16 protein-coding genes and 1 tRNA gene are annotated in these 19,064 nt (G+C 36.9%); 13 read left to right on the top strand and 4 right to left on the bottom strand.

The window, feature by feature from the left end; all coding sequences use genetic code 11:
• Positions 1 to 30 precede the first annotated feature (30 nt).
• The 5 genes from HX062_RS00680 to HX062_RS00700 all read left to right on the top strand — a co-directional run bounded on the left by HX062_RS00680 (position 31) and on the right by HX062_RS00700 (position 7,019).
• On the top strand, positions 31 to 2,136 hold the full coding sequence (locus HX062_RS00680) for a phage tail-like protein (RefSeq protein WP_286465894.1): 2,106 nt from the start codon (positions 31 to 33) through the stop codon (positions 2,134 to 2,136).
• Positions 2,137 to 2,220: 84 nt separating this feature from the next.
• Positions 2,221 to 2,826 carry a phage tail-like protein gene (locus tag HX062_RS00685; protein ID WP_286465897.1) on the top strand — a complete coding sequence of 202 codons (606 nt, stop codon included), beginning with the start codon at positions 2,221 to 2,223 and terminating at the stop codon, positions 2,824 to 2,826.
• Positions 2,827 to 2,833: 7 nt separating this feature from the next.
• Positions 2,834 to 4,087 carry a T9SS type B sorting domain-containing protein gene (locus HX062_RS00690; protein WP_286465899.1) on the top strand — a complete coding sequence of 418 codons (1,254 nt, stop codon included), beginning with the start codon at positions 2,834 to 2,836 and terminating at the stop codon, positions 4,085 to 4,087.
• Positions 4,088 to 4,095: 8 nt separating this feature from the next.
• Positions 4,096 to 5,028: a PorP/SprF family type IX secretion system membrane protein gene (locus tag HX062_RS00695; RefSeq protein ID WP_286465901.1), complete on the top strand. Its 933-nt coding sequence runs from the start codon at positions 4,096 to 4,098 to the stop codon at positions 5,026 to 5,028.
• Positions 5,029 to 5,045: 17 nt separating this feature from the next.
• The gene (locus HX062_RS00700) at positions 5,046 to 7,019 is read left to right on the top strand and encodes an OmpA family protein (RefSeq protein ID WP_286465903.1); all 1,974 of its coding nucleotides are present in this window, start codon (positions 5,046 to 5,048) and stop codon (positions 7,017 to 7,019) included.
• Positions 7,020 to 7,134: 115 nt separating this feature from the next.
• Here HX062_RS00700 and HX062_RS00705 read toward each other — a convergent pair whose 3' ends face one another.
• Positions 7,135 to 7,500 (bottom strand): hypothetical protein, encoded by a 366-nt coding sequence (locus tag HX062_RS00705; protein WP_286465906.1) that lies wholly within the window; start codon positions 7,498 to 7,500, stop codon positions 7,135 to 7,137.
• A 640-nt stretch (positions 7,501 to 8,140) separates the two neighbouring features.
• Between HX062_RS00705 and HX062_RS00710 the strand changes: the two genes are divergently transcribed.
• From HX062_RS00710 to HX062_RS00720, 3 genes are all read left to right on the top strand, one after another.
• Positions 8,141 to 9,454, top strand: coding sequence for a phosphatidylinositol-specific phospholipase C (locus tag HX062_RS00710; protein ID WP_286465908.1), 1,314 nt, complete (start codon positions 8,141 to 8,143; stop codon positions 9,452 to 9,454).
• Positions 9,455 to 9,561: 107 nt separating this feature from the next.
• Positions 9,562 to 10,053: a DUF6265 family protein gene (locus tag HX062_RS00715; RefSeq protein WP_286465910.1), complete on the top strand. Its 492-nt coding sequence runs from the start codon at positions 9,562 to 9,564 to the stop codon at positions 10,051 to 10,053.
• Between the two features lie 2 nt (positions 10,054 to 10,055).
• A complete protein-coding gene (locus HX062_RS00720) occupies positions 10,056 to 10,994 on the top strand; it encodes a tetratricopeptide repeat protein (RefSeq protein ID WP_286465912.1) in 939 nt (312 codons plus the stop codon).
• A gap of 144 nt (positions 10,995 to 11,138) precedes the next feature.
• Here HX062_RS00720 and HX062_RS00725 read toward each other — a convergent pair.
• From HX062_RS00725 to HX062_RS00735, 3 genes are all read right to left on the bottom strand, one after another.
• Positions 11,139 to 11,212, bottom strand: a tRNA-Met gene (locus tag HX062_RS00725).
• Between the two features lie 203 nt (positions 11,213 to 11,415).
• A complete protein-coding gene (locus tag HX062_RS00730) occupies positions 11,416 to 12,651 on the bottom strand; it encodes an MFS transporter (protein ID WP_286465914.1) in 1,236 nt (411 codons plus the stop codon).
• Positions 12,652 to 12,671: 20 nt separating this feature from the next.
• Positions 12,672 to 13,283: a thymidine kinase gene (locus tag HX062_RS00735; protein ID WP_286465915.1), complete on the bottom strand. Its 612-nt coding sequence runs from the start codon at positions 13,281 to 13,283 to the stop codon at positions 12,672 to 12,674.
• A gap of 101 nt (positions 13,284 to 13,384) precedes the next feature.
• Here HX062_RS00735 and HX062_RS00740 point away from each other — a divergent pair, with 101 nt between their 5' ends.
• The 5 genes from HX062_RS00740 (at position 13,385) to HX062_RS00760 (ending at position 18,789) form a co-directional block, all read left to right on the top strand.
• On the top strand, positions 13,385 to 14,689 hold the full coding sequence (locus tag HX062_RS00740; protein WP_286465917.1) for a DUF8457 domain-containing protein: 1,305 nt from the start codon (positions 13,385 to 13,387) through the stop codon (positions 14,687 to 14,689).
• A gap of 4 nt (positions 14,690 to 14,693) precedes the next feature.
• A complete protein-coding gene (gene rsmI, locus HX062_RS00745; protein WP_286465920.1) occupies positions 14,694 to 15,365 on the top strand; it encodes a 16S rRNA (cytidine(1402)-2'-O)-methyltransferase in 672 nt (223 codons plus the stop codon).
• 270 nt (positions 15,366 to 15,635) lie between these two features.
• Positions 15,636 to 16,061, top strand: coding sequence for an OsmC family protein (locus HX062_RS00750; RefSeq protein WP_286465921.1), 426 nt, complete (start codon positions 15,636 to 15,638; stop codon positions 16,059 to 16,061).
• On the top strand, positions 16,061 to 17,761 hold the full coding sequence (gene recJ / locus HX062_RS00755) for a single-stranded-DNA-specific exonuclease RecJ (RefSeq protein WP_286465922.1): 1,701 nt from the start codon (positions 16,061 to 16,063) through the stop codon (positions 17,759 to 17,761). Before HX062_RS00750 ends, recJ begins: the two co-directional genes overlap by 1 nt.
• Before the next feature lie 38 nt (positions 17,762 to 17,799).
• Complete coding sequence (locus tag HX062_RS00760; RefSeq protein ID WP_182625838.1) at positions 17,800 to 18,789, top strand: aspartate-semialdehyde dehydrogenase; 990 nt, start codon at positions 17,800 to 17,802, stop codon at positions 18,787 to 18,789.
• Positions 18,790 to 19,064 lie beyond the last annotated feature (275 nt).

Raw genomic sequence — 19,064 nt, forward strand, 5'->3', positions numbered from 1 at the left:
ATATACTAGAGAATTAAGACATATAGTACTATGAAAAAAATCACATTATTAGCAGCAGTATTAGGAGCATCGTATTTTGCAAATGCTCAAGTAGGTATTGGAACACCTACACCTATCACCTCTACTCAATTAGATGTAACAGCTAAAGATAAAGGTATTTTAATTCCTCGTGTTGCATTAACTTCAATAGAAGTATTTAAACCTATCGAAGGTGCACAAACAGAGAGTTTATTAGTATATAATAGCAACGGTGTTGCTATTCCAACAGGATTCTACTATTGGGTAGATTCAAAGTGGAATAGAATCGTGGGTAAAGCTGAGTTAGACCAAGTAATAGAGAATTTAGGAGATAATATTACCAACCTAGAAGCAGATGTAAAAAATTTACAAGCAGTAATTAACTACATCTTGCCTTCAAACCCATCAAATGATGATACAACACCAGAGACACATACAACTGTGGTGTATAAGGATGGGAAATTTTATACTGTAACGTATGATGCTACAACGCAAACGTACACTACACAAGAAATCAATTTCGAAGACTTGGTGAATGGAGCAGAGACGAAGACATTCATGAGAGAGATATCGAATGCGGAAGGTAAAGTAATCGGGGTCATCTATTTCTCTGAACAAACGATTCTCGATTGGTTAGAGGCAGCTGATGTAAATACCGTTGATAATATTCCAAATACGGCACCAGGGGCAACGACAATCAAAGTTACAGATATTGTGGTTAACAATATTCAAGAGATTTTAGAATCTCCAACGACTATTACAATCACAACGGTTGAAGGTGATAAAACATTTACAACAGTAGAAGAGTACTTACAATACATCACGCAGTTCTCTAATGGGAATGTAATCTATTCAGAGATTGAAGATCCAGCGAATCCCGGACAGACCATTTGGGCATTCCAATATTGGGATGAAGCAGCGAATAAATACCAAATTATAGACATCCAAGGATTAGTAGAAGCTGCTGAAACGAACACAACAATTGTTAGCTACAACAACAAACAATACTACTTATCTGAATCGTATATCAAAGCAGGTGGGGAAACAAATCCAGCAAATTGGACGAGTGTTCCTGCAGGTGCCATTCACGTAGATGTAGTAGGTGGAGTGGTTAACAATATCCAAGAGATTTTAGAAAAGCCAACGAATATTACAATCACAACAGTTGAAGGTGATAAAACATTTACAACAGTTGAAGAGTACTTACAGTATATTTCACAGTATTCAAATGGAAATGTAATTTATACTGAGATTGCAGATCCAGCTAATGCAGGACAGACAATGTGGGTATTCCAATATTGGGATGAAGCAACAAATTCATATGAAACAATTAATCTAAGAGATTTAGTTGCTGCAACAGAAACGAAAACGCAAATTAAGCGTTCAGAGGTTGTAGCTGATGGTACATTGCCAGCTTTTGAAGCGGTTCGTACGGCACCAGTAGCAGGAGATGTAAAACAAGGTGAAATCTTCTATGAGTACAGTGCTGAAGGAGATCAGAAAGATTACATCAACATGACGGAAGATATCTTAAACTCAATCAACAATAACGAAGAGATTAAGAATGCAATTACGAATGTGTTGAATCAAGGAGGTAACGTTTACTTTGGGGATCACGATGGAGATGATAACAAAGGAAATGCCGCGACTCCTCATGTATTCTACCAAGTGATTACAAATCCTGATGGAACAAAAACGAATAAAGAAATTGAATTACCAGCTTCTTTCTTGGTTAACTTGATTAAGAAATACAAAGACATCATCAAACAAGAGTTAGGGGATCACATCACAAACGAAGGTGATACAGTTTACACGGGTGACACATACAATGGATACAAAGTGTATTTAGGGAAAGGTGCAACAACAATTGTAGCGTATTCTGCAGAGGCAACTCCTGTAACATTAACCTTAGAAAATGGTGTAGAAATTAGACAAGTATTGTCAATAAAGCTTCTTACAGCTGCAGGGCATATCGTGACGTCTAATACAACAGATGTGGTAATAAACGGAACTGAAATCAACTTTAATATCGGTGTGGGTAATCAATATATGATGTTGACACCAGGTACTTACGAAGTTGTCGTTGAATTTACTTCTAATGAAGAAGTGCAACTCTAATTTAAATTAATCAATAGCGAAATGATGGGTGTCTATTAGCAAAGCCTAGAGCCCCATCATTTTAAACTAAAATTAAACAACAAGATGAAAAAGATATATTTAGGATTTTTATTTTCAGTGTTAAGCACTGTTGCTGTTGCTCAAACAAAAGTGGGAGGAACACCTACAATCAATGCTAATGCCATGCTTGAAATTGAAGCACCAAATAAAGGATTGTTATTGCCAAGATTAGAGTTGGTTAGCACAACAGATTTCGCCCCATTACAAGCGCATGTAGCAGGTATGACAGTGTATAATACAAAAAGACAAAATGATGTTGTACCTGGATTTTACTACAATGATGGAACTAAATGGCAACAAATGGTAACTTCAGATAATAAAGCAGTTAAATTCTTCTACATGCCTTCAATTGTTTTTAATACAGGAACACCTGGTGCTGGAAACAAAGATTTGTACCAAGAATATGTGAATCAATTTACCTTAGTAGGTAATACAGCTAGTAGTATTGGAGCACCTGCTGTAATACCTCATTTTCCAGAAGCAACAGATTTATACTATTATGTAACAGATTACGATGCAACGGTGTTTTCTAATATCGTCATTCAAGCAGATGGAAAAATGACGTATGAGGTGATTGGAACGGGTAATCCTTACTCGGTGATGAATATTGTTTTCGTTGTTAAAGAATAAGGAGCAAATGAAGATAAACCACAAAATCTTGCTTGGCTCTTTGATCTTGACTGGTGGTTTAGCGTTTGGACAAACCGTTAATTACGGCGGTTTGTACATTATGCCTAATACAGAAATGGCAACGCTATTCTCCTTAGAAAACAAAGAAAATGCCATGGTATTTAACAACGGTACGTTGTATGTACACCGAGATCTGACGAATAACGGATTATTCGATTTCAGAGAAGAAGGCAAACTGAAAACATCAGGGAAAACAATTTTTACATCCAATCAAAAACAAGCAATTGACGGAAGTCAGTTGATTCGTTTCAACCACCTTGAATTCAATAACTCAACCGCAAAAAGCGCTTTTTATTTAGCGAATGGAATTTCGGTAAAAGGAGAAGTTGATTTCTTGGATGGTATTGTAACCATAGACGATGAAAAAGGAGCTTTTGCATTTTTAAAAGGAGCAAAAGCTAACGATGCATCAGACGAAAGTCACGTCGATGGAACAGTTGATAAAGTAGGAAACGAAGCGTTTACCTTTCCTATTGGAAACCAAGGCTACTATCGAGCTGCTTATATTACAGCACCGGATAAAGAAGAGGTCTATGCTGGAGCGTATAAGTATAAAGATGAAGCATTCTTTACCGCACATGCTAACGCCTCAGGGGTAATTAACACGTTAAATACAAATGAGTATTGGTATGTTAGCAAAGGAAGTAAGGAAGAAAAAAATGTCATTCTGGAACTGACATGGGATGAGCGTACTACTGCACCTGAAGTTCTAAACAGCCCAGAAAAAGATTTGCACATTGTCCGTTGGGATGAGGTGAAAAAAATATGGGTAGACGAAGGAGGAATTGTAGATGTTAGCGCTCGTCGTATTACTACACCCACATCAGTGAAAGGTTTGGGATATTTTACCTTAGCAACCGTAAAAACAGACTGGTTACTAGAGGGAGATGTTGTGATCTACAATATAGTTACAGCTGATGGAGATGGAGTAAATGATTATTTCCTTATTGATAATATTCAGCGATTTCCAAACAACAGTGTTCAAATCTATAATAGATGGGGAGCAAAAGTTTTTGAAACCAAAAATTACGATTCAAACGGAAATGTTTTTGACGGTTATTCTAAAGGAAAAATGACGTTAAACGATAGCGAAAAACTTCCTTCAGGAACCTATTATTACGTAATCGTTTATGAAGTAGAAAAGGATGGAGTGTCGAGAACTATTAAGAAAGCAGGGTATTTACATTTAGAAACAAATTAATAATAAGGATGAAATTTATAAACAAACTCAAAAAAGTTGGTATAGCCTTAGTATTAATAAGTGCTGCTCAACAAGGTTTTGCTCAACAAGAACCACAGTTTGCCCAATACATGTACAATACGTCTATCTATAACCCCGCTTATGCTGGAAATAGAGAAGTATTGAGCTTATTTGGAAACTATAGAACGCAATGGGTAGGATTAGACGGTGCACCTAAAACAGCAAGTTTTTCTGTTTCTACACCCATTAACAACTCTAATGTTGGAATTGGATTCTCTTTTGTCAATGAGAAAATAGGAATCATGGACGAGAATAATATCGCAGTGGATGTTTCCTATAAAGTAAAATTAAATTACCACTATCAGTTGGCATTTGGATTAAAAGCATCGGCTGATCTACTAAATGTTGACTATGCCAAAGGACATCCTTTTGATCCTTCAGATGTGAATATTCAAGAAAATATTACCAACAAATTTACCCCTAATATCGGTGCTGGAGTTTATCTCTATTCGGATCGTTCCTACTTGGGATTGTCTGTACCTAGTTTCTTAGAAACACATCGTTACGATGACAACGAGGTGACAACCATGAAACAACGCATGCAGGTGTATTTAATGGGAGGATATGTATTTGAAATCAATCCAGATGTGAAGTTCAAACCTGCTTTCTTGATGAAAGCAGTACAAGGAGCGCCTGTACAATTGGATTTAACAGCTAACTTTTTGTTTCTTGACAAGTTTACAGCAGGAGTTGCTTATCGTTGGGATGCAGCAGTTAGCGGCTTAGTCGGATTCCAAATTAATGAAACGCTGTTTGTAGGGTATTCTTACGATGCAGATACATCCAAATTGCGCCATTACAACAGTGGATCGCATGAGTTCTTCTTGCGTGCCGATATTTTTAATCGATACACGAGAAAAACTTCTCCGCGTTTCTTCTAACCTAAAGATGATAAATTATGCAAAAAAGATTAATTACTTTACTAGTTTTATCTTCCATCGCGTTTACAACATCTATAGGATGGGCTCAAGAAAAACGCGAAATTAAGGCAGATCAAAGATTTGAAAAGTACGAGTATATCAATGCCATAGAAATCTATGAAAAAGCAGTTGAAAAAGGATTCAAGAGTGTAAACACCTTGCAAAAACTAGGAGATGCTTATTATTTCAATGGAAAGCTAGTAGAAGCTAACAAATGGTATCAAGAACTGTTTCAATTTGCCAATGAAAGTCAAGAAGCCATAGGATCAGAGTACTACTATCGCTATGCACAAACGTTGCGTGCGATGCAGCAGTATGATCAGGCCGACGCCTATATGGCTAAGTTTACTGCTATGGAACAAAGCGATTCTCGTGCTCAATTGTTCGAGGCAAATAAAACGAATTATAGAGCAGATATTGAGAAGCGTTCTAATCGTTATGAAGTAGCAGCATTAGAATTAAACAGTGCGTTTTCTGATTATGGAGCTACAATCTATAAAGGACAATTGATTTATACCTCGGCCAGAAATTCGGCTGAGGTTTCAGGTAACAAAGTGCACAAATGGACCAACGAGGCTTACACAAGTTTGTATGCTTCTACAATCAATAACGACGGAAGCTTTGATGATCCTCAATTGTTTTTCAAGCAAGAAGATCAAACGATTAATCAATCCACTGCCGTTTTTACTAAAGATGGAAATACGGTCTATTTTACTCAAAATGCAACAGCCATTAAAGATGATGTGCAACAAAATAGATACAAAAATGCTTTGCTACAATTGTTCAAATCTATTCGAATGGAAGATGGAACGTGGAGCAAACCTGTGGCGTTGACAATTAACGATCCTAAGGCAAACAATGCGCATCCTGCATTAACTCCGGACGATAAATGGATGTATTTTGTTTCAGATCGAAGCGGGTCAATCGGACAAAGTGATTTGTTTCGAGTGGAAATACTTGCCGATGAAAGTTTTGGTAAAGTAGAAAATGTAGGTAAGCAAATTAATACAGAAGGAAGAGAAACATTTCCGTTTATTTCTAGTGATTATATGCTGTACTTTTCTACAGATGGTCGACCTGGTCTAGGAGGATTAGACATCTTTATGGCAAAGATTAACGTCGACGGCTCTTTCGGTACGGTTACCAATATTGGCGAACCCATGAACAGCCCAGCGGATGATTTTGGATACTATTTTGATCCAAAAGCAAAGAAGGGTTTTGTTAGCTCTAATAGAATAGGAGGAACAGGCGGAGATGATATCTACTTTGTACAAGAGAAAAAAGAGATCGTTTGTAAACAAAGTATTGATGGTTGGGTATTCAATGCCTCTACCAGAGAATCTCTAGCAGGAAGTAAGATCACCTTGTATGATGCGACGTATACTGTCCTAGATAGTATTCACGCAGATGATCAAGGAAAATTTGCACTTGCTGATTTAGATTGTGGTAAGAAATACCGCCTAAAAGCAGAAGCTACAGGATTCCAAACCAAAGAAATTGCACAAACAATGAGTTTTGAATTAGGCACTGTCAATAAGGTAGAAATAGGACTTGAACCTGTGCAAGAAACCATCACAGAAGATGATGACTTGTTCAAGAAGTTGAAACTGCAACCGATTTATTTTGATTTTGATAAAGCGAATATTCGCCCAGATGCTGCAGCAGAATTAGCAAAAGTGGTTGAGGTATTAAAACTATATCCAAACATTAGCATTGATGTTTGTTCGCATACTGATAGTCGAGGCAATGACGCCTACAACATGAAGTTGTCAGATCGTCGAGCAAAATCAACCATGAAGTGGATGATTGATCAAGGCATAGATCCAGATCGCCTCACAGGAAGAGGGTATGGAGAAAGTCAATTGATTAATTCGTGTACAAACGGAGTTCCTTGTTCAAAAGAACAACACCAAGAGAATAGAAGAAGTGAATTTATAATTGTAAAAATGTAAATTCAGGGCCGCTATAAACAACAAATTTTTACTTCCCATTAGGGCTACTTATTTTAAGTAGCCCTTTTTTTTCATGCTAGGGTAAAAAAAAGAGCTCCGTTTGGAACTCTTCATCTTATACTTGTTCAATATTAGGAGGGGGATCTATTAGTGTTATATATGGATTCGAATGGATGACAGGTTGATAGAAGTACTGTTTATGCACAAAGAAAATTCGCTTTTTGCTTTGCACTTGCTCTACCGTTTGTGCAATAAAGAAAGTCTCACAGCTAATGTTGGTTGCCTTACAATTTTTGTTTTTGGTGGTTTTTTCTGCATGATCTGCGGAAGAACTCAACTGATAAACATACATATTGGCAATCGGACAAAAGGAGATCTTCGACTCACAATCCTGTTGAGTGAAGAAATTAATCTTTTCCGCACCTAACAACACAAATAGGAGACACAAAAATTGAGCGATATGTCGATTGTACTTCATCATGAATGAAGCAAATATATTTAGTTTTTGGAAATAGCTTCGCTTTTTTGGGTAAAGTTTAGGAAGGAAAAATAATAAAAACTCGGTTTGCATTTTAACTAAGAGAATGCTTTAATCTACTGTGATTTCTTTTGTGAATAGGCGTATTGGTTTATTGGTCAGGTAGTTCTTAAATAAGTCTAATGCAATATCCCTATATCAAGATTTGTGTTTGGATTGGAAATAATGTACTTGCATTCTTTGACTTTGCAAAGTATAAACCTAAGCAGTTTTGACTTATTTCAGCTCACTATAAACGCATAAGTAACAAGGGGTGCTTCTGGTGGAAGTAGTAGACTAATTGCGGTTATTGTAGTTAAATAATTAGATAGAAATTACACAATTCAAAGGTATAAATACTTGAAAAATATTGTTGCTTGATAAAAAGATAAGGCATAATATTTGTTTATAGTGTAGGAAAATAATCCGTTTACGGATTCCTAAATTTATCAGGGTTTAGTCTTGTAAAACAACAAGCAAAACGAGTAAACCCTTCCTTTTTCTAGTAAATCCGTAGTCGAATAGCTGTTTTTTTGATTGATAAAGCAATCTTAACAGGTGCTTTATAAAACTTAAATATTGATTAATTTTAAAGAAGATGTATATGAGATATTCATTGTTAAGCGATACCAAAAACTGGATGAGTTGTATCGAAGATAGTAAGAGCATTGCTCACATATCAATACCAGGAACGCATGATAGTTGTGCCCGAAAAGGTCAATCTGGACAAGCTCCTGGGATTGATGAATATGTTGCAGCGCAGAATTATGACTGTACAATAAAAAAACAATTGGAAGATGGCATTCGTTATCTTGATATAAGATGCTGTGTAATTGATGGCGTATTTACTATTCATCATGGACAATTTTACCTGAACATTAATTTTGGAGATGTGCTGAATCAGTGTGTAGATTTTTTGAACACCAATAGTTCTGAAACAATTATTATGAGAATTAAACAAGAAAATTCTTCAGTTTCAGATGCGGAGTTTCGCACTGTTTTTGATACGAAATACGGTGGTTATCAGCAAATGATGTATTTAGAAACCGCTATCCCAAACCTAGGTAGCGTAAGAGGGAAGATAGTTGTTCTTTCTAATGTATTATCTGTTCCTGGAATACCTTATAGTTCGATCAAAGTGCAAGATGATTACTCAGATACATCAGTATCGAGTAAAAGGGAAAAGATTGTTAATTTGGCTAATGAATCAGTAAGAGTAAACAGAAACGGCGGTAATCCTTCCTTATACCTAAATCATTGTAGTGCAACAAATCCTCCCTTGTCAAGCCCAAAGTCATTTGCAGGGGTATTGTTACCTGCTATTACTCGTGATTTGAAAGAGGGATTGGGGGCACAGCAAGTTGATAATTCTCAAAATGAAGCACCACATATAGGTATAATTGTGATGGATTTCTACACCAATGATTTAGTTACTGAGATCATCAAAAGAAACGAAAACAAGTACTTTAAAGATCTTCCGATATACACGATCTATAACAATTACTATGGGCAACATTATTTCTACGCTTCACTATATATGGACACCGCTAAGAAAAGGCGAGAGGTATTTGGTTGGGAGTCAGGAGGTAAAGTTACTAATGGTTTTTGGGTGTTACTTCCTTCTGGGAAAACAGATGAATACTATATATTTAATACCTATTACAAAGAATTTTTATATGCTAGCTCCTTTGTTACGGACAACAGAAGAACGGTTTATACCTGGGTAGACGCAGTGCCAACTATTGAGTCTACATGGATTATAAGCAATGGTAAGATTCACAATGTTTATTACAATTGTAATCTATATGAAAGTAGTCTTTCTCATTCTAATAATCGAAAACTTGTTCCTTGTTGGGCTCCAGGTGTTAGTGTATTACAAGATTCCTGGAATTTGGAATTTGAGAACAAATCTTTGTGATGGTATTGGAATAATAGAATCTAATATAAGCTGAGGCCTCTGTATTTGATAGCAAGTAAAGTATTATCTTTAATTTATTGTTCCCAGTTAACAAAAACCAAAAAAACATGAAAAAAATAGTTGTATTAGTTGTAGTAGTCCTTGCCTTAGGTTCTTGTAAAGATGATAAGAAGAATATAGTAGTAGACCTAGATCGACTTCAAGAAGAAGTTGCACAAACAGCATCTATCGATTGGCTGTTAGGAAACTGGAAGAGAACCAACGATAAGGAAGGTCGCTCCACTTTTGAGTCTTGGAATAAAACAAGCCCTTCTCAATACGATGGAATTGGATATACACTGGCACAAGGGGATACATTAAGCAAAGAATACATGCGTTTTATACTCGCTGATGGGCATTGGAACTTGGTCGTAAAAACATCAGACGATGCTGATACAGTTGAATTTAAAATGACAGAATTAGAAGAGAACTCTTTTGTTTGTGTAAATGAAAGTCATGACTTTCCAACGCATATCGCCTACAAACTTGAAAATAATATCCTTAAAGCCAAAATTTTTAATAAAGAAATGGCTATTGATTTTGATTTTATAAAGGAGTGAGAATGAAATACTTAGTGGCTTTATTTTTCTTAATGCCTTTAGGACAGGTGATAGGACAAAACGCTCCAATTAAAGGAGATGAGGTTCTATTTCAAAAGGCTGTTCTAATTCAAGAACTCGTTGAGGGAGAGTTGGATTTGGACTATTATCTAAACGACAAGAATGCAGATACATCAGCAAGAACACTTGCAGAACATACAAAAAATGCCATGTTGAATAAGTCAGTGGATTTGTATTATGAACTAGTGGAAGATTATCCCAATTCACCTTGGTTATTTTACGCATTAAACAATATAGGTTATGCCGAATTAGCCATGCAACAATACGATAGGGCAAAGGAGGTCTTTCAACGTATTATAATGGGTGATACAAATAATAAGAATAAAAATAAAAAGGGGGCTAACTTAGATGGGGCTAATTTCAAGAATAGAGCTGCTAAAGAGTTAGTGAAAATAGGAATTGAAGAAGGAAATTTTCAAGAGGCATTGACTTATTTAAAGTTATCAGAGCAATTCCCCTATCAACATTTTTGTGGTAACGCTTTTGCTGAAGAAGATATATATGTAAGTCTACTTTATGCTAAATGCTATATGGGGTTAAATCAACCCGATAAAGCCATTGAAGTATTACTGCCAAATCTCCTTGAGAATAGACTTGCTGATAATTCGGCTGCCGTTCATATGGTTTTTGATATATTGTGTGCTTCTTATGAAGTTGACGTATTGAGAGAGCTTTATAAAGAGAGTTTTAAGAATGTGAAGGTCAAAACAAAGGGAGTGAAAGGGAGTGAATATGAAGTGGATTACATTTCATTTTTAGCTGTGGATATTGACCTACTTTATTCCTTCTCACTTTATAGTTCTGATAGAAATGATAGAGAACAGGAAATCAATCAGATTTATATCGATTCACTGTTTTACAAATTACTGAATCAAGAATAAGAAGTTAAATTCACACCATCGGTGATTAATATGGGATAGTTTTAGTTTAGAAGGAATTCCAATCGCGCAGACTTGCAGTCTGTGCGCTCAAGCTAGTAATAAACAAAAAAAAGACCTAATCGAAAGATTAGGTCTTTTACCTTGTAGCGAAGACGGGAGTTGAACCCGTGACCTCAGGGTTATGAATCCTGCGCTCTAACCAACTGAGCTACCTCGCCGTATATTGGACTGCATTATTTTGTTAATGCGAGTGCAAATATAGAACAAATTATATACAATGCAAGGCTTAAAAGCTCGATTTTATTTAGACTTTTAAATTTTAACATATATTTTTTATGCCTGTTGAGCTATCCTGTTTGTAATCAATAACTAACGGGATTCTATTTATTTTAGTAAAAAAATAGAAATGCAACGAGAGTACTTATACTTTTGGTTGAACCATTTTGCCAACGGTATAATTTAATCCAAAAGCAGCAATCAAAAAGATAGATCCCATAACAATCCACAGCACATCATAACTAAAATAAGAAACGAGTTTTGTTCCTAAAACAGGAGATATGATGAATCCAACTGCAAAAGTCAATCCGTTTACTCCCATGTAGGAGCCTTTGCTATTGTCATCTGCACGCATAGCCGTTACCGTTGAGGTATAAGGAAAGATCAACATTTCCGATACACTTAATAAGGTAATAGATAAAACGATGGATACAATGCTGTAATCCAAAAGGAAAATTAAAAAGGCAAAAGGAGCTACTAAAGCACCGTAAAAGATGGTTTTTTGCGTCGTCAAATGACGTTCTGCTAAATGCACTAGTAGCATCTCAGTTAAGAAAATCAACAACCCACTATACCCTAATACAAGCCCAATTTGAAACTCATTGAGTCCACCTACTTTTTCGTAAAAAATAGGTAAGGTGCTAAATAGTTGTAAAAAGGCGATGGAGTACAACGTACAGAAAAAGCTGTAAAACAAGAATAATCCATCCTTATAAGGAGATTGGCGCTTTGTACCTGACGTACCGAGCGTAATATCTTTGTCATCCTCAACAGAAACTGTTGGTTTGGGGTTTTCTTTGCGACCTTTAAAAAAGTAAATAAACACCACCGCAGCAAAGAAAGCAGCACCGGCATTGATGTAAAACAACAAGGAATAAGAAATAGCAGCTAACATTCCTCCCATAGCCGGACCGATAGAAAAGCCTAAATTTACCGCCATTCGGTTGAGGGAAAAGGCGCGTGTGATATTTTCGGGTCTAGCGTATTTAGTAATAGCAACGGAGTTTGCAGGACGAAACATCTCGCTAACTGTACTTTGAACGAGAATCATAATAGCCAAACTAACCACAGAGGTAAAATGAGGCAATAAGATAAACATGGGAATACTTCCCAATAAACTCAAATACTGTAATTTGTAATTTCCGATTTTATCCGTAATCCAACCCCCTATGGTAGAACCGATCATCGACCCGATTCCATAACAAGCCAATACGTATCCCGTTTGCTCATCCTTAAAGTGAAGTTCTTTACTCATGTAAACACCTAAGAAAGGAAATACCATCGATCCGGCTCTATTGATTAACATGACAATGGCTAACATCCAAGATGCTGAGGATAAACCTCGATAAGAGTCCAGATAAATTTGGTATATTTTTCTCATAAAGCGTTTAATCTATATAATCAGGGTTTGGGTTTTTCTTTTTTGAGCTTTTCAGCTTCTCGCATCGCATTGTAATACGCCGCTCTGCTTAAAGGTTCGTATTCTTCAGTTTCGCCAAGCATCACAATATCTTCACTCGCTGCTTTTCTATAACTATAATGAGCCAAGTTACCTGTGCGCGTACATACCGCGTGTACTTTTGTTACATATTCAGCAGTAGCCATCAATGCCGGCATCGGTCCAAATGGATTACCTTTGAAGTCCATATCCAAACCAGCAACAATAACGCGAATACCCGAATTGGCCAATTCATTACAAACATGAACAATCTCCGCATCGAAGAATTGAGCTTCATCAATTCCCACCACATCGCAACCACTCGCCAAGATTCGAATGCTATCCGCTGTAGGAACAGGCGTCGATCTTATCTCATTCGCATCGTGTGATACCACGTATTCATCGTGATAACGCGTGTCTACGGCAGGTTTAAAAATTTCGACTTTTTGTTTGGCAAATTGGGCTCTTTTCAAGCGGCGAATCAGTTCTTCCGTTTTTCCAGAAAACATTGATCCACAGATTACTTCGATCCATCCAAACTGCTCTTTGTGATTAACAGGAATTTCTAGAAACATTTTGTAATTTTCAGGCTGAAACCAGTAGTTTTTTTGTTACTTTGTGAAGGACAAATTTATCAAAAAAAGCTTGTATAATTTACTAAATGAAATTAAAAGTTATGAAGAAAGTCTTAGAGGCAGAGTTGTTGAGCATCGTTCATCGCGTATTGCAGATGAAAGATACTGATGTGGATAAGTTGTATGTTGAAGCAAAAGAACTATACGAAAAGCTTCAAATTTTAAAATTTTACCAAGAAAACCTAGCGTTAGGACTTGTAAAAGACATCACTGAAGATCAGTTAGTAGAAAAAGTAAGCGGGTTGACTCTTGTCGAAACAAGTAAGCGCGAAACAGAACCTGTTGAACAACATTTGGTTGAAGAGGAGGAAGTGCGATCGCAGATACCCACTGATTTAATTGTGGAAGACTATCCTATTGTTGTAGAAGCAGAAAAAGAAACGGTAGTCAATTTTGAAGCATTTGCTGATAATAAGGAAGAACAAGCAACCTTAGAAGAAGAACAAGATGAATTTGAATCAGAGCACAAAGAAGAGGAAGAAAGTCAAGAACAACCTCATTTTAGTGATGATCTTGTGGCTGAAGAGGAGATTGAAATGGAAGCCGAACTAGAGGAAGAAGCTGAAGTTGAGATTGAATTGGAACATGAAATCGAAGAAGAGGAAGATGAACTTGAGATCGCCTTTGACGAAGAGGAAGAAGAGGAAATAGACACAGAAGAAGATGCTTTAGAGTCATTTGAAGAGGAAGAATTAGCAGATCAGGTGGTAGCGGAAACGTCACATGTATCGACTTTTGAACTCCGAGAAGAGGAAATCGCTAAAGAAGATGTTTTTTCTTCTCTAACCACAGATCAAAGAGAGGATAATCCTTTTGAAGGGTTTGATTTTGGAGAAATTGAATTCATTCGCGTAGAAGATATTGCAAAAGAAGATGCAATTTTGGTTGATGATCACATGTTTGAACGCCTAACAACAGAACAACCCACAGAAACAGAAAAAGTACAAAGTACAGCTAGTTTCTTCGCACAACAAGAAGTGGAACAAGAAGAGAAAGGGGAGACACACACAAAGGAAGAAGAAAAAACGGATAATCAGCAAAACATGCTGTTTAACTTAGATCAAGTATCCGTTAGAGAACCTCGAATTGTCAAGAAATCAATCAACGATATTTACCGCGGTACGATCATGGTAGGATTAAATGATCGCATTGCATTTGAAAAACACTTGTTCTCTAACAGTTCAGAAGATTTTAATCGCGTATTGTCTCAGTTGAACACTGTGAGTACATTTGATGAAGCAAGAAGTTTTGTAGAACACTTGGTTAAACCCGAATACAACAATTGGGAAGGTAAAGAAGAATATGCAGAGCGTTTTATGGCGCTAATAGAAAAGCGTTTCGAATAAGATTATGGGGAAATTATACGTTGTACCAACTCCGATTGGCAACTTAGAAGATATGACCTTTCGTGCCATTAAGGTATTAAAGGAGGTAGATTATATTTTAGCAGAAGACACAAGAAATAGTGGCAAATTGTTGAAACACTTTGAGGTGAATACACCTATGATGAGTCACCACATGCACAATGAACACAAAACGGTAGAAGGTTTAGTGAAACGCATGCAAACAGGAGAATCATTTGCCCTAATTTCCGATGCCGGTACTCCAGCGATATCAGATCCTGGTTTTTTACTGACGAGAGCCTGCATTGAAAACAAGGTCGAAGTAGAGTGTTTGCCTGGAGCAACTGCCTTTGTTCCCGCTCTAGTTAATAGCGGATTGCCAAATGACAAATTTGTATTTGAAGGCTTTTTACCAGATAAAAAAGGACGTCAAACTCGCTATTTGCAATTAGCAGAGGAGACAAGAACAATGATTATTTACGTCTCTCCACATAAATTGGTAAAAACCCTTGGAGAGTTTCAAACCTATTTTGGCGATGATCGCGTGATTTCTGTCTCAAGAGAATTGTCTAAACTGCATGAAGAAACTGTAAGAGGAGAGGTAGTAGAAGTACTCAAACACTTCGAAGAAAAACCACCAAAGGGAGAAATTGTTGTCGTAGTGGCAGGAAAAAAATAAAGAATTAATAGGAGTTGTAGCTGTAAAAGTTTAACTCCTTTTTTCTTTTAAAATACTTGAAAATGCTCTACTGATCTTCGTCAGTTTCGCTAAATAACCATCCTGTACAAGTACGTGTAAAAACTAAAACCAAATTTATTTGCCGTTTTTTATTCTGATTTACAAGGATAGAACAGAGAAATTGACGCCGAAGGACGGTTAATTATTAACGTTTTAAAAGGGTTAATCCTTGAAATTTTTTGATACATTTGATAAAAATGATATTAGATTATGTCACATAAAGTTACCACTACTTGGTTAGAGAATATGCAATTTGAATCGACGAATCCAAGTGGAGAAACCATGCGAATAGATGCAGGACCAGAAAATGGAGGAGATAATAAAGGGTTTCGCCCTAAAGCCTTGATGCTATCTGCTTTGGCAGGATGCTCAGGATTAGACGTTGCTTCTTTAATCAAAAAAATGAGATTAGATGTTGCTGATTTCAAAATTGAAACAGAAGGAAAATTAACAGATGAAGATCCTGCTGTATACCATACTGTGCGTGTAGATTACCATTTTTATGGCGATAATCTCGATGAAGCCAAACTAAAAAAAGCCGTTGATTTATCGGTCGAAAAATATTGTGGAGTAATGCATATGTTTACGCAATTTGCGAAAGTAGAAACCACTATTCATTACCATAAACAACAATAATGCGGTGGACCTTAAAAGAGACAAAAGACCAAGAGAGTGTTGACCATTTAGTTCGCGTATTGGGTATTGATCCCATCTTAGCCAAGCTTTTGGTTGATCGTGGAATTACAACCTATGAGCAAGCGAAAAGTTTCTTTCGCCCTGCTTTAGAGGAATTGCATGACCCCTATCTGATGAAGGATATGGACAAAGCGGTAAAGCGGATAGAACAAGCCATTGAGAACAAAGAAAATATAATGGTTTTTGGCGATTATGACGTGGATGGCACTACAGCGGTAGCCTTAGTCTATTCGTATATCCAAACCTATTATTCTCAGGTAGATCGCTATATTCCAGATCGCTATAAAGAAGGGTATGGCGTATCGTATCAGGGGATTGATTATGCAGCAGATAATGATATTAAGCTAATTATTGCACTTGATTGTGGAATTAAATCCATTGAACACGTCGAATACGCCAAGCAGAAAGGAGTTGATTTTGTGATCTGTGATCATCATTTACCCGGTGATCAAATTCCAGATGCAGTAGCCGTACTCGATCCCAAACGCAGGGATTGCACCTACCCTTATGATGAATTGTGTGGATGTGGGGTAGGATTTAAATTAGTGCAAGCGTTAGCTGCTAATCGAAATCAGACTATTGAAGATTTACGCCCTTATCTCGATCTTGTCGTAACGGCTATTGGAGCGGATATTGTACCTATTACAGGTGAAAATAGAATCTTGGCCTATTTTGGTTTAGAGGTGATTAATAGCAACCCGCGCCCAGGAATAAAAGCACTGCTTAATGTATATAAGCAAAGTAATTATACGGTTAGTGATATTGTTTTTAAAGTTGCACCGAAAATTAATGCTGCAGGACGAATACAACACGGCAATTACGCCGTTGACTTGTTAACTCGATTCTCGATGCGAGAAGCTGAAGAAACAGCAGAAATGATTATTGCCTTTAATGAAGAACGCAAAGTATTAGACCAAAACATTACAGAAGAAGCCAAAGATCAGATTATTGAAAATAGAGAAATTAACAATAAGTCGACGGTTGTTTTTCATCAGTCGTGGCACAAAGGAGTAATCGGCATTGTGGCCTCCCGCCTGATTGAAACCTATTATCGACCAACCGTTGTATTTACGGCTAGTGGAGATGTGCTAGCAGCTTCTGCTCGATCGGTTAAAAATTTTGATCTCTATGCGGCTTTAGAAGCGTGTTCGGATGAATTAATTCAGTTTGGAGGACATATGTACGCCGCTGGAATGACGTGTAAGAAAGAAAATTACCATAAGTTCAAAGCCAAGTTCGAAGAGGTGGTATCTAGCACCATATTGGAGCGAGATTTAATACCAGAAGTAGAAATAGATGCAATTCTTAATTTCGCTGAGATAACGCCCAAGTTCTGTCGGATATTAAGACAATTCGAACCCTTTGGACCGGAAAATATGAGTCCAGTTTTCTTGACTAAAAACGTCTATGATACTGGATATGCTCGTGGATTAGGAGCCAATCAGGAGCACCTGAAAATGTATGTGAGACAACGCGGGCATCTCGATAAAGGATTTAGTGCCATCGGATTTTCCTTTGGTAAGTTCTTAGATGATATACAAAATCGTTCATTTTTTGATTTAGTCTATTCGATTGAAGAAAACGAATGGAAAGGTGAAATTAACAATCAGTTGCAAATCAAAGATATGCAGCTTGTTTGAAGCAAAAATTTAACTAAATATAATTTTATTGATTTAAAATGAAAGTAGCAGTAGTAGGCGCTACCGGCATGGTAGGAGAGATTATGCTAAAAGTATTAGCAGAACGCAATTTTCCAGTAACAGAATTAATACCTGTGGCTTCTGAACGATCAGTAGGAAGTGAGATAGAATTTAAAGGAAAGAAGTTTGTAGTACAATCAATGGCCGATGCTGTAAAGATGAAACCTGCTATAGCCCTTTTTTCTGCAGGTGGAACAATCGCTATGGAATGGGCCCCTAAATTTGCAGCAGTAGGAACTACCGTGATTGATAATTCATCGGCTTGGCGAATGGATCCAACCAAAAAATTAATCGTTCCAGAAATTAATGCGTCAAGTTTGACCAAAGAAGATAAAATTATTGCCAATCCTAACTGTTCAACCATCCAATTGGTGATGGCATTGGCACCATTAAATAAGAAATACAAGGTAAAACGCGTCGTAGTTTCTACCTATCAATCCATTACAGGAACAGGGGTTAAAGCGGTGAAACAATTGGAGAATGAATACGCTGGTGAAAAAGGCGATATGGCATATCCTTACCCTATCCATAAAAATGCGTTGCCTCATTGCGATGTTTTTGAAGCCAATGGATATACGAAAGAAGAAATGAAATTGGTCAATGAAACCAAAAAAATATTAGAAGATGATACGGTATTAGTAACAGCTACTGCAGTGCGTATTCCTGTTGTGGGTGGACACAGTGAAACCGTAAATGTCTCTTTTGAACGCGATTTTGCTGTCGAAGATGTACGTCGATTGTTGCATGAAACTCCTGGCCTTGTTGTACAGGATAATATTGATACCAATACGTATCCAATGCCTATTTATGCACAAGGAAAAGACGACGTTTTTGTTGGGCGAATTCGCCGAGACGAAACGCAACCCAATACATTAAATATGTGGATTGTAGCAGATAACTTGCGAAAAGGAGCCGCTACAAATACCATTCAAATTGCCGAGTATTTAGTTGCTAATCAACTGGTATAACGAACGAATTCACAAGATAGAAAAGGTCAATTCCCCAGGGAATTGACCTTTTTTTATTCCTTTGAAAGAGGAATGAGCTTTCTCTTGTATCCTTTTAGTATAAAAATGTATAAATATACAGGAGGGCACAAAAACAAATACTGTTTTTTATTACATTAGCAGGTAACAGGTTCATTGCGTAACGTGTTGATTGAATGTCGATTTAAACCTATAATCTGTTGGGGAATGGATTAAGGGGGATTCCCTAAGGTTGAAAAAAGGCTAGACTAGAGATA

It is taken from the genome of Myroides sp. DF42-4-2 (genome assembly GCF_030326445.1).
Lineage (GTDB): Bacteria > Bacteroidota > Bacteroidia > Flavobacteriales > Flavobacteriaceae > Flavobacterium.

Bases quoted from the DNA above. Each gene is read 5' to 3' on its own strand.
- HX062_RS00680 (WP_286465894.1), top strand. From the start codon at position 31: ATGAAAAAAATCACATTATTAGCAGCAGTATTAGGAGCATCGTATTTT.
- HX062_RS00685 (WP_286465897.1), top strand. From the start codon at position 2,221: ATGAAAAAGATATATTTAGGATTTTTATTTTCAGTGTTAAGCACTGTT.
- HX062_RS00690 (WP_286465899.1), top strand. From the start codon at position 2,834: ATGAAGATAAACCACAAAATCTTGCTTGGCTCTTTGATCTTGACTGGT.
- HX062_RS00695 (WP_286465901.1), top strand. From the start codon at position 4,096: ATGAAATTTATAAACAAACTCAAAAAAGTTGGTATAGCCTTAGTATTA.
- HX062_RS00700 (WP_286465903.1), top strand. From the start codon at position 5,046: ATGCAAAAAAGATTAATTACTTTACTAGTTTTATCTTCCATCGCGTTT.
- HX062_RS00705 (WP_286465906.1), bottom strand. From the start codon at position 7,500: ATGATGAAGTACAATCGACATATCGCTCAATTTTTGTGTCTCCTATTT.
- HX062_RS00710 (WP_286465908.1), top strand. From the start codon at position 8,141: ATGAGATATTCATTGTTAAGCGATACCAAAAACTGGATGAGTTGTATC.
- HX062_RS00715 (WP_286465910.1), top strand. From the start codon at position 9,562: ATGAAAAAAATAGTTGTATTAGTTGTAGTAGTCCTTGCCTTAGGTTCT.
- HX062_RS00720 (WP_286465912.1), top strand. From the start codon at position 10,056: ATGAAATACTTAGTGGCTTTATTTTTCTTAATGCCTTTAGGACAGGTG.
- HX062_RS00730 (WP_286465914.1), bottom strand. From the start codon at position 12,651: ATGAGAAAAATATACCAAATTTATCTGGACTCTTATCGAGGTTTATCC.
- HX062_RS00735 (WP_286465915.1), bottom strand. From the start codon at position 13,283: ATGTTTCTAGAAATTCCTGTTAATCACAAAGAGCAGTTTGGATGGATC.
- HX062_RS00740 (WP_286465917.1), top strand. From the start codon at position 13,385: ATGAAGAAAGTCTTAGAGGCAGAGTTGTTGAGCATCGTTCATCGCGTA.
- rsmI (WP_286465920.1), top strand. From the start codon at position 14,694: ATGGGGAAATTATACGTTGTACCAACTCCGATTGGCAACTTAGAAGAT.
- HX062_RS00750 (WP_286465921.1), top strand. From the start codon at position 15,636: ATGTCACATAAAGTTACCACTACTTGGTTAGAGAATATGCAATTTGAA.
- recJ (WP_286465922.1), top strand. From the start codon at position 16,061: ATGCGGTGGACCTTAAAAGAGACAAAAGACCAAGAGAGTGTTGACCAT.
- HX062_RS00760 (WP_182625838.1), top strand. From the start codon at position 17,800: ATGAAAGTAGCAGTAGTAGGCGCTACCGGCATGGTAGGAGAGATTATG.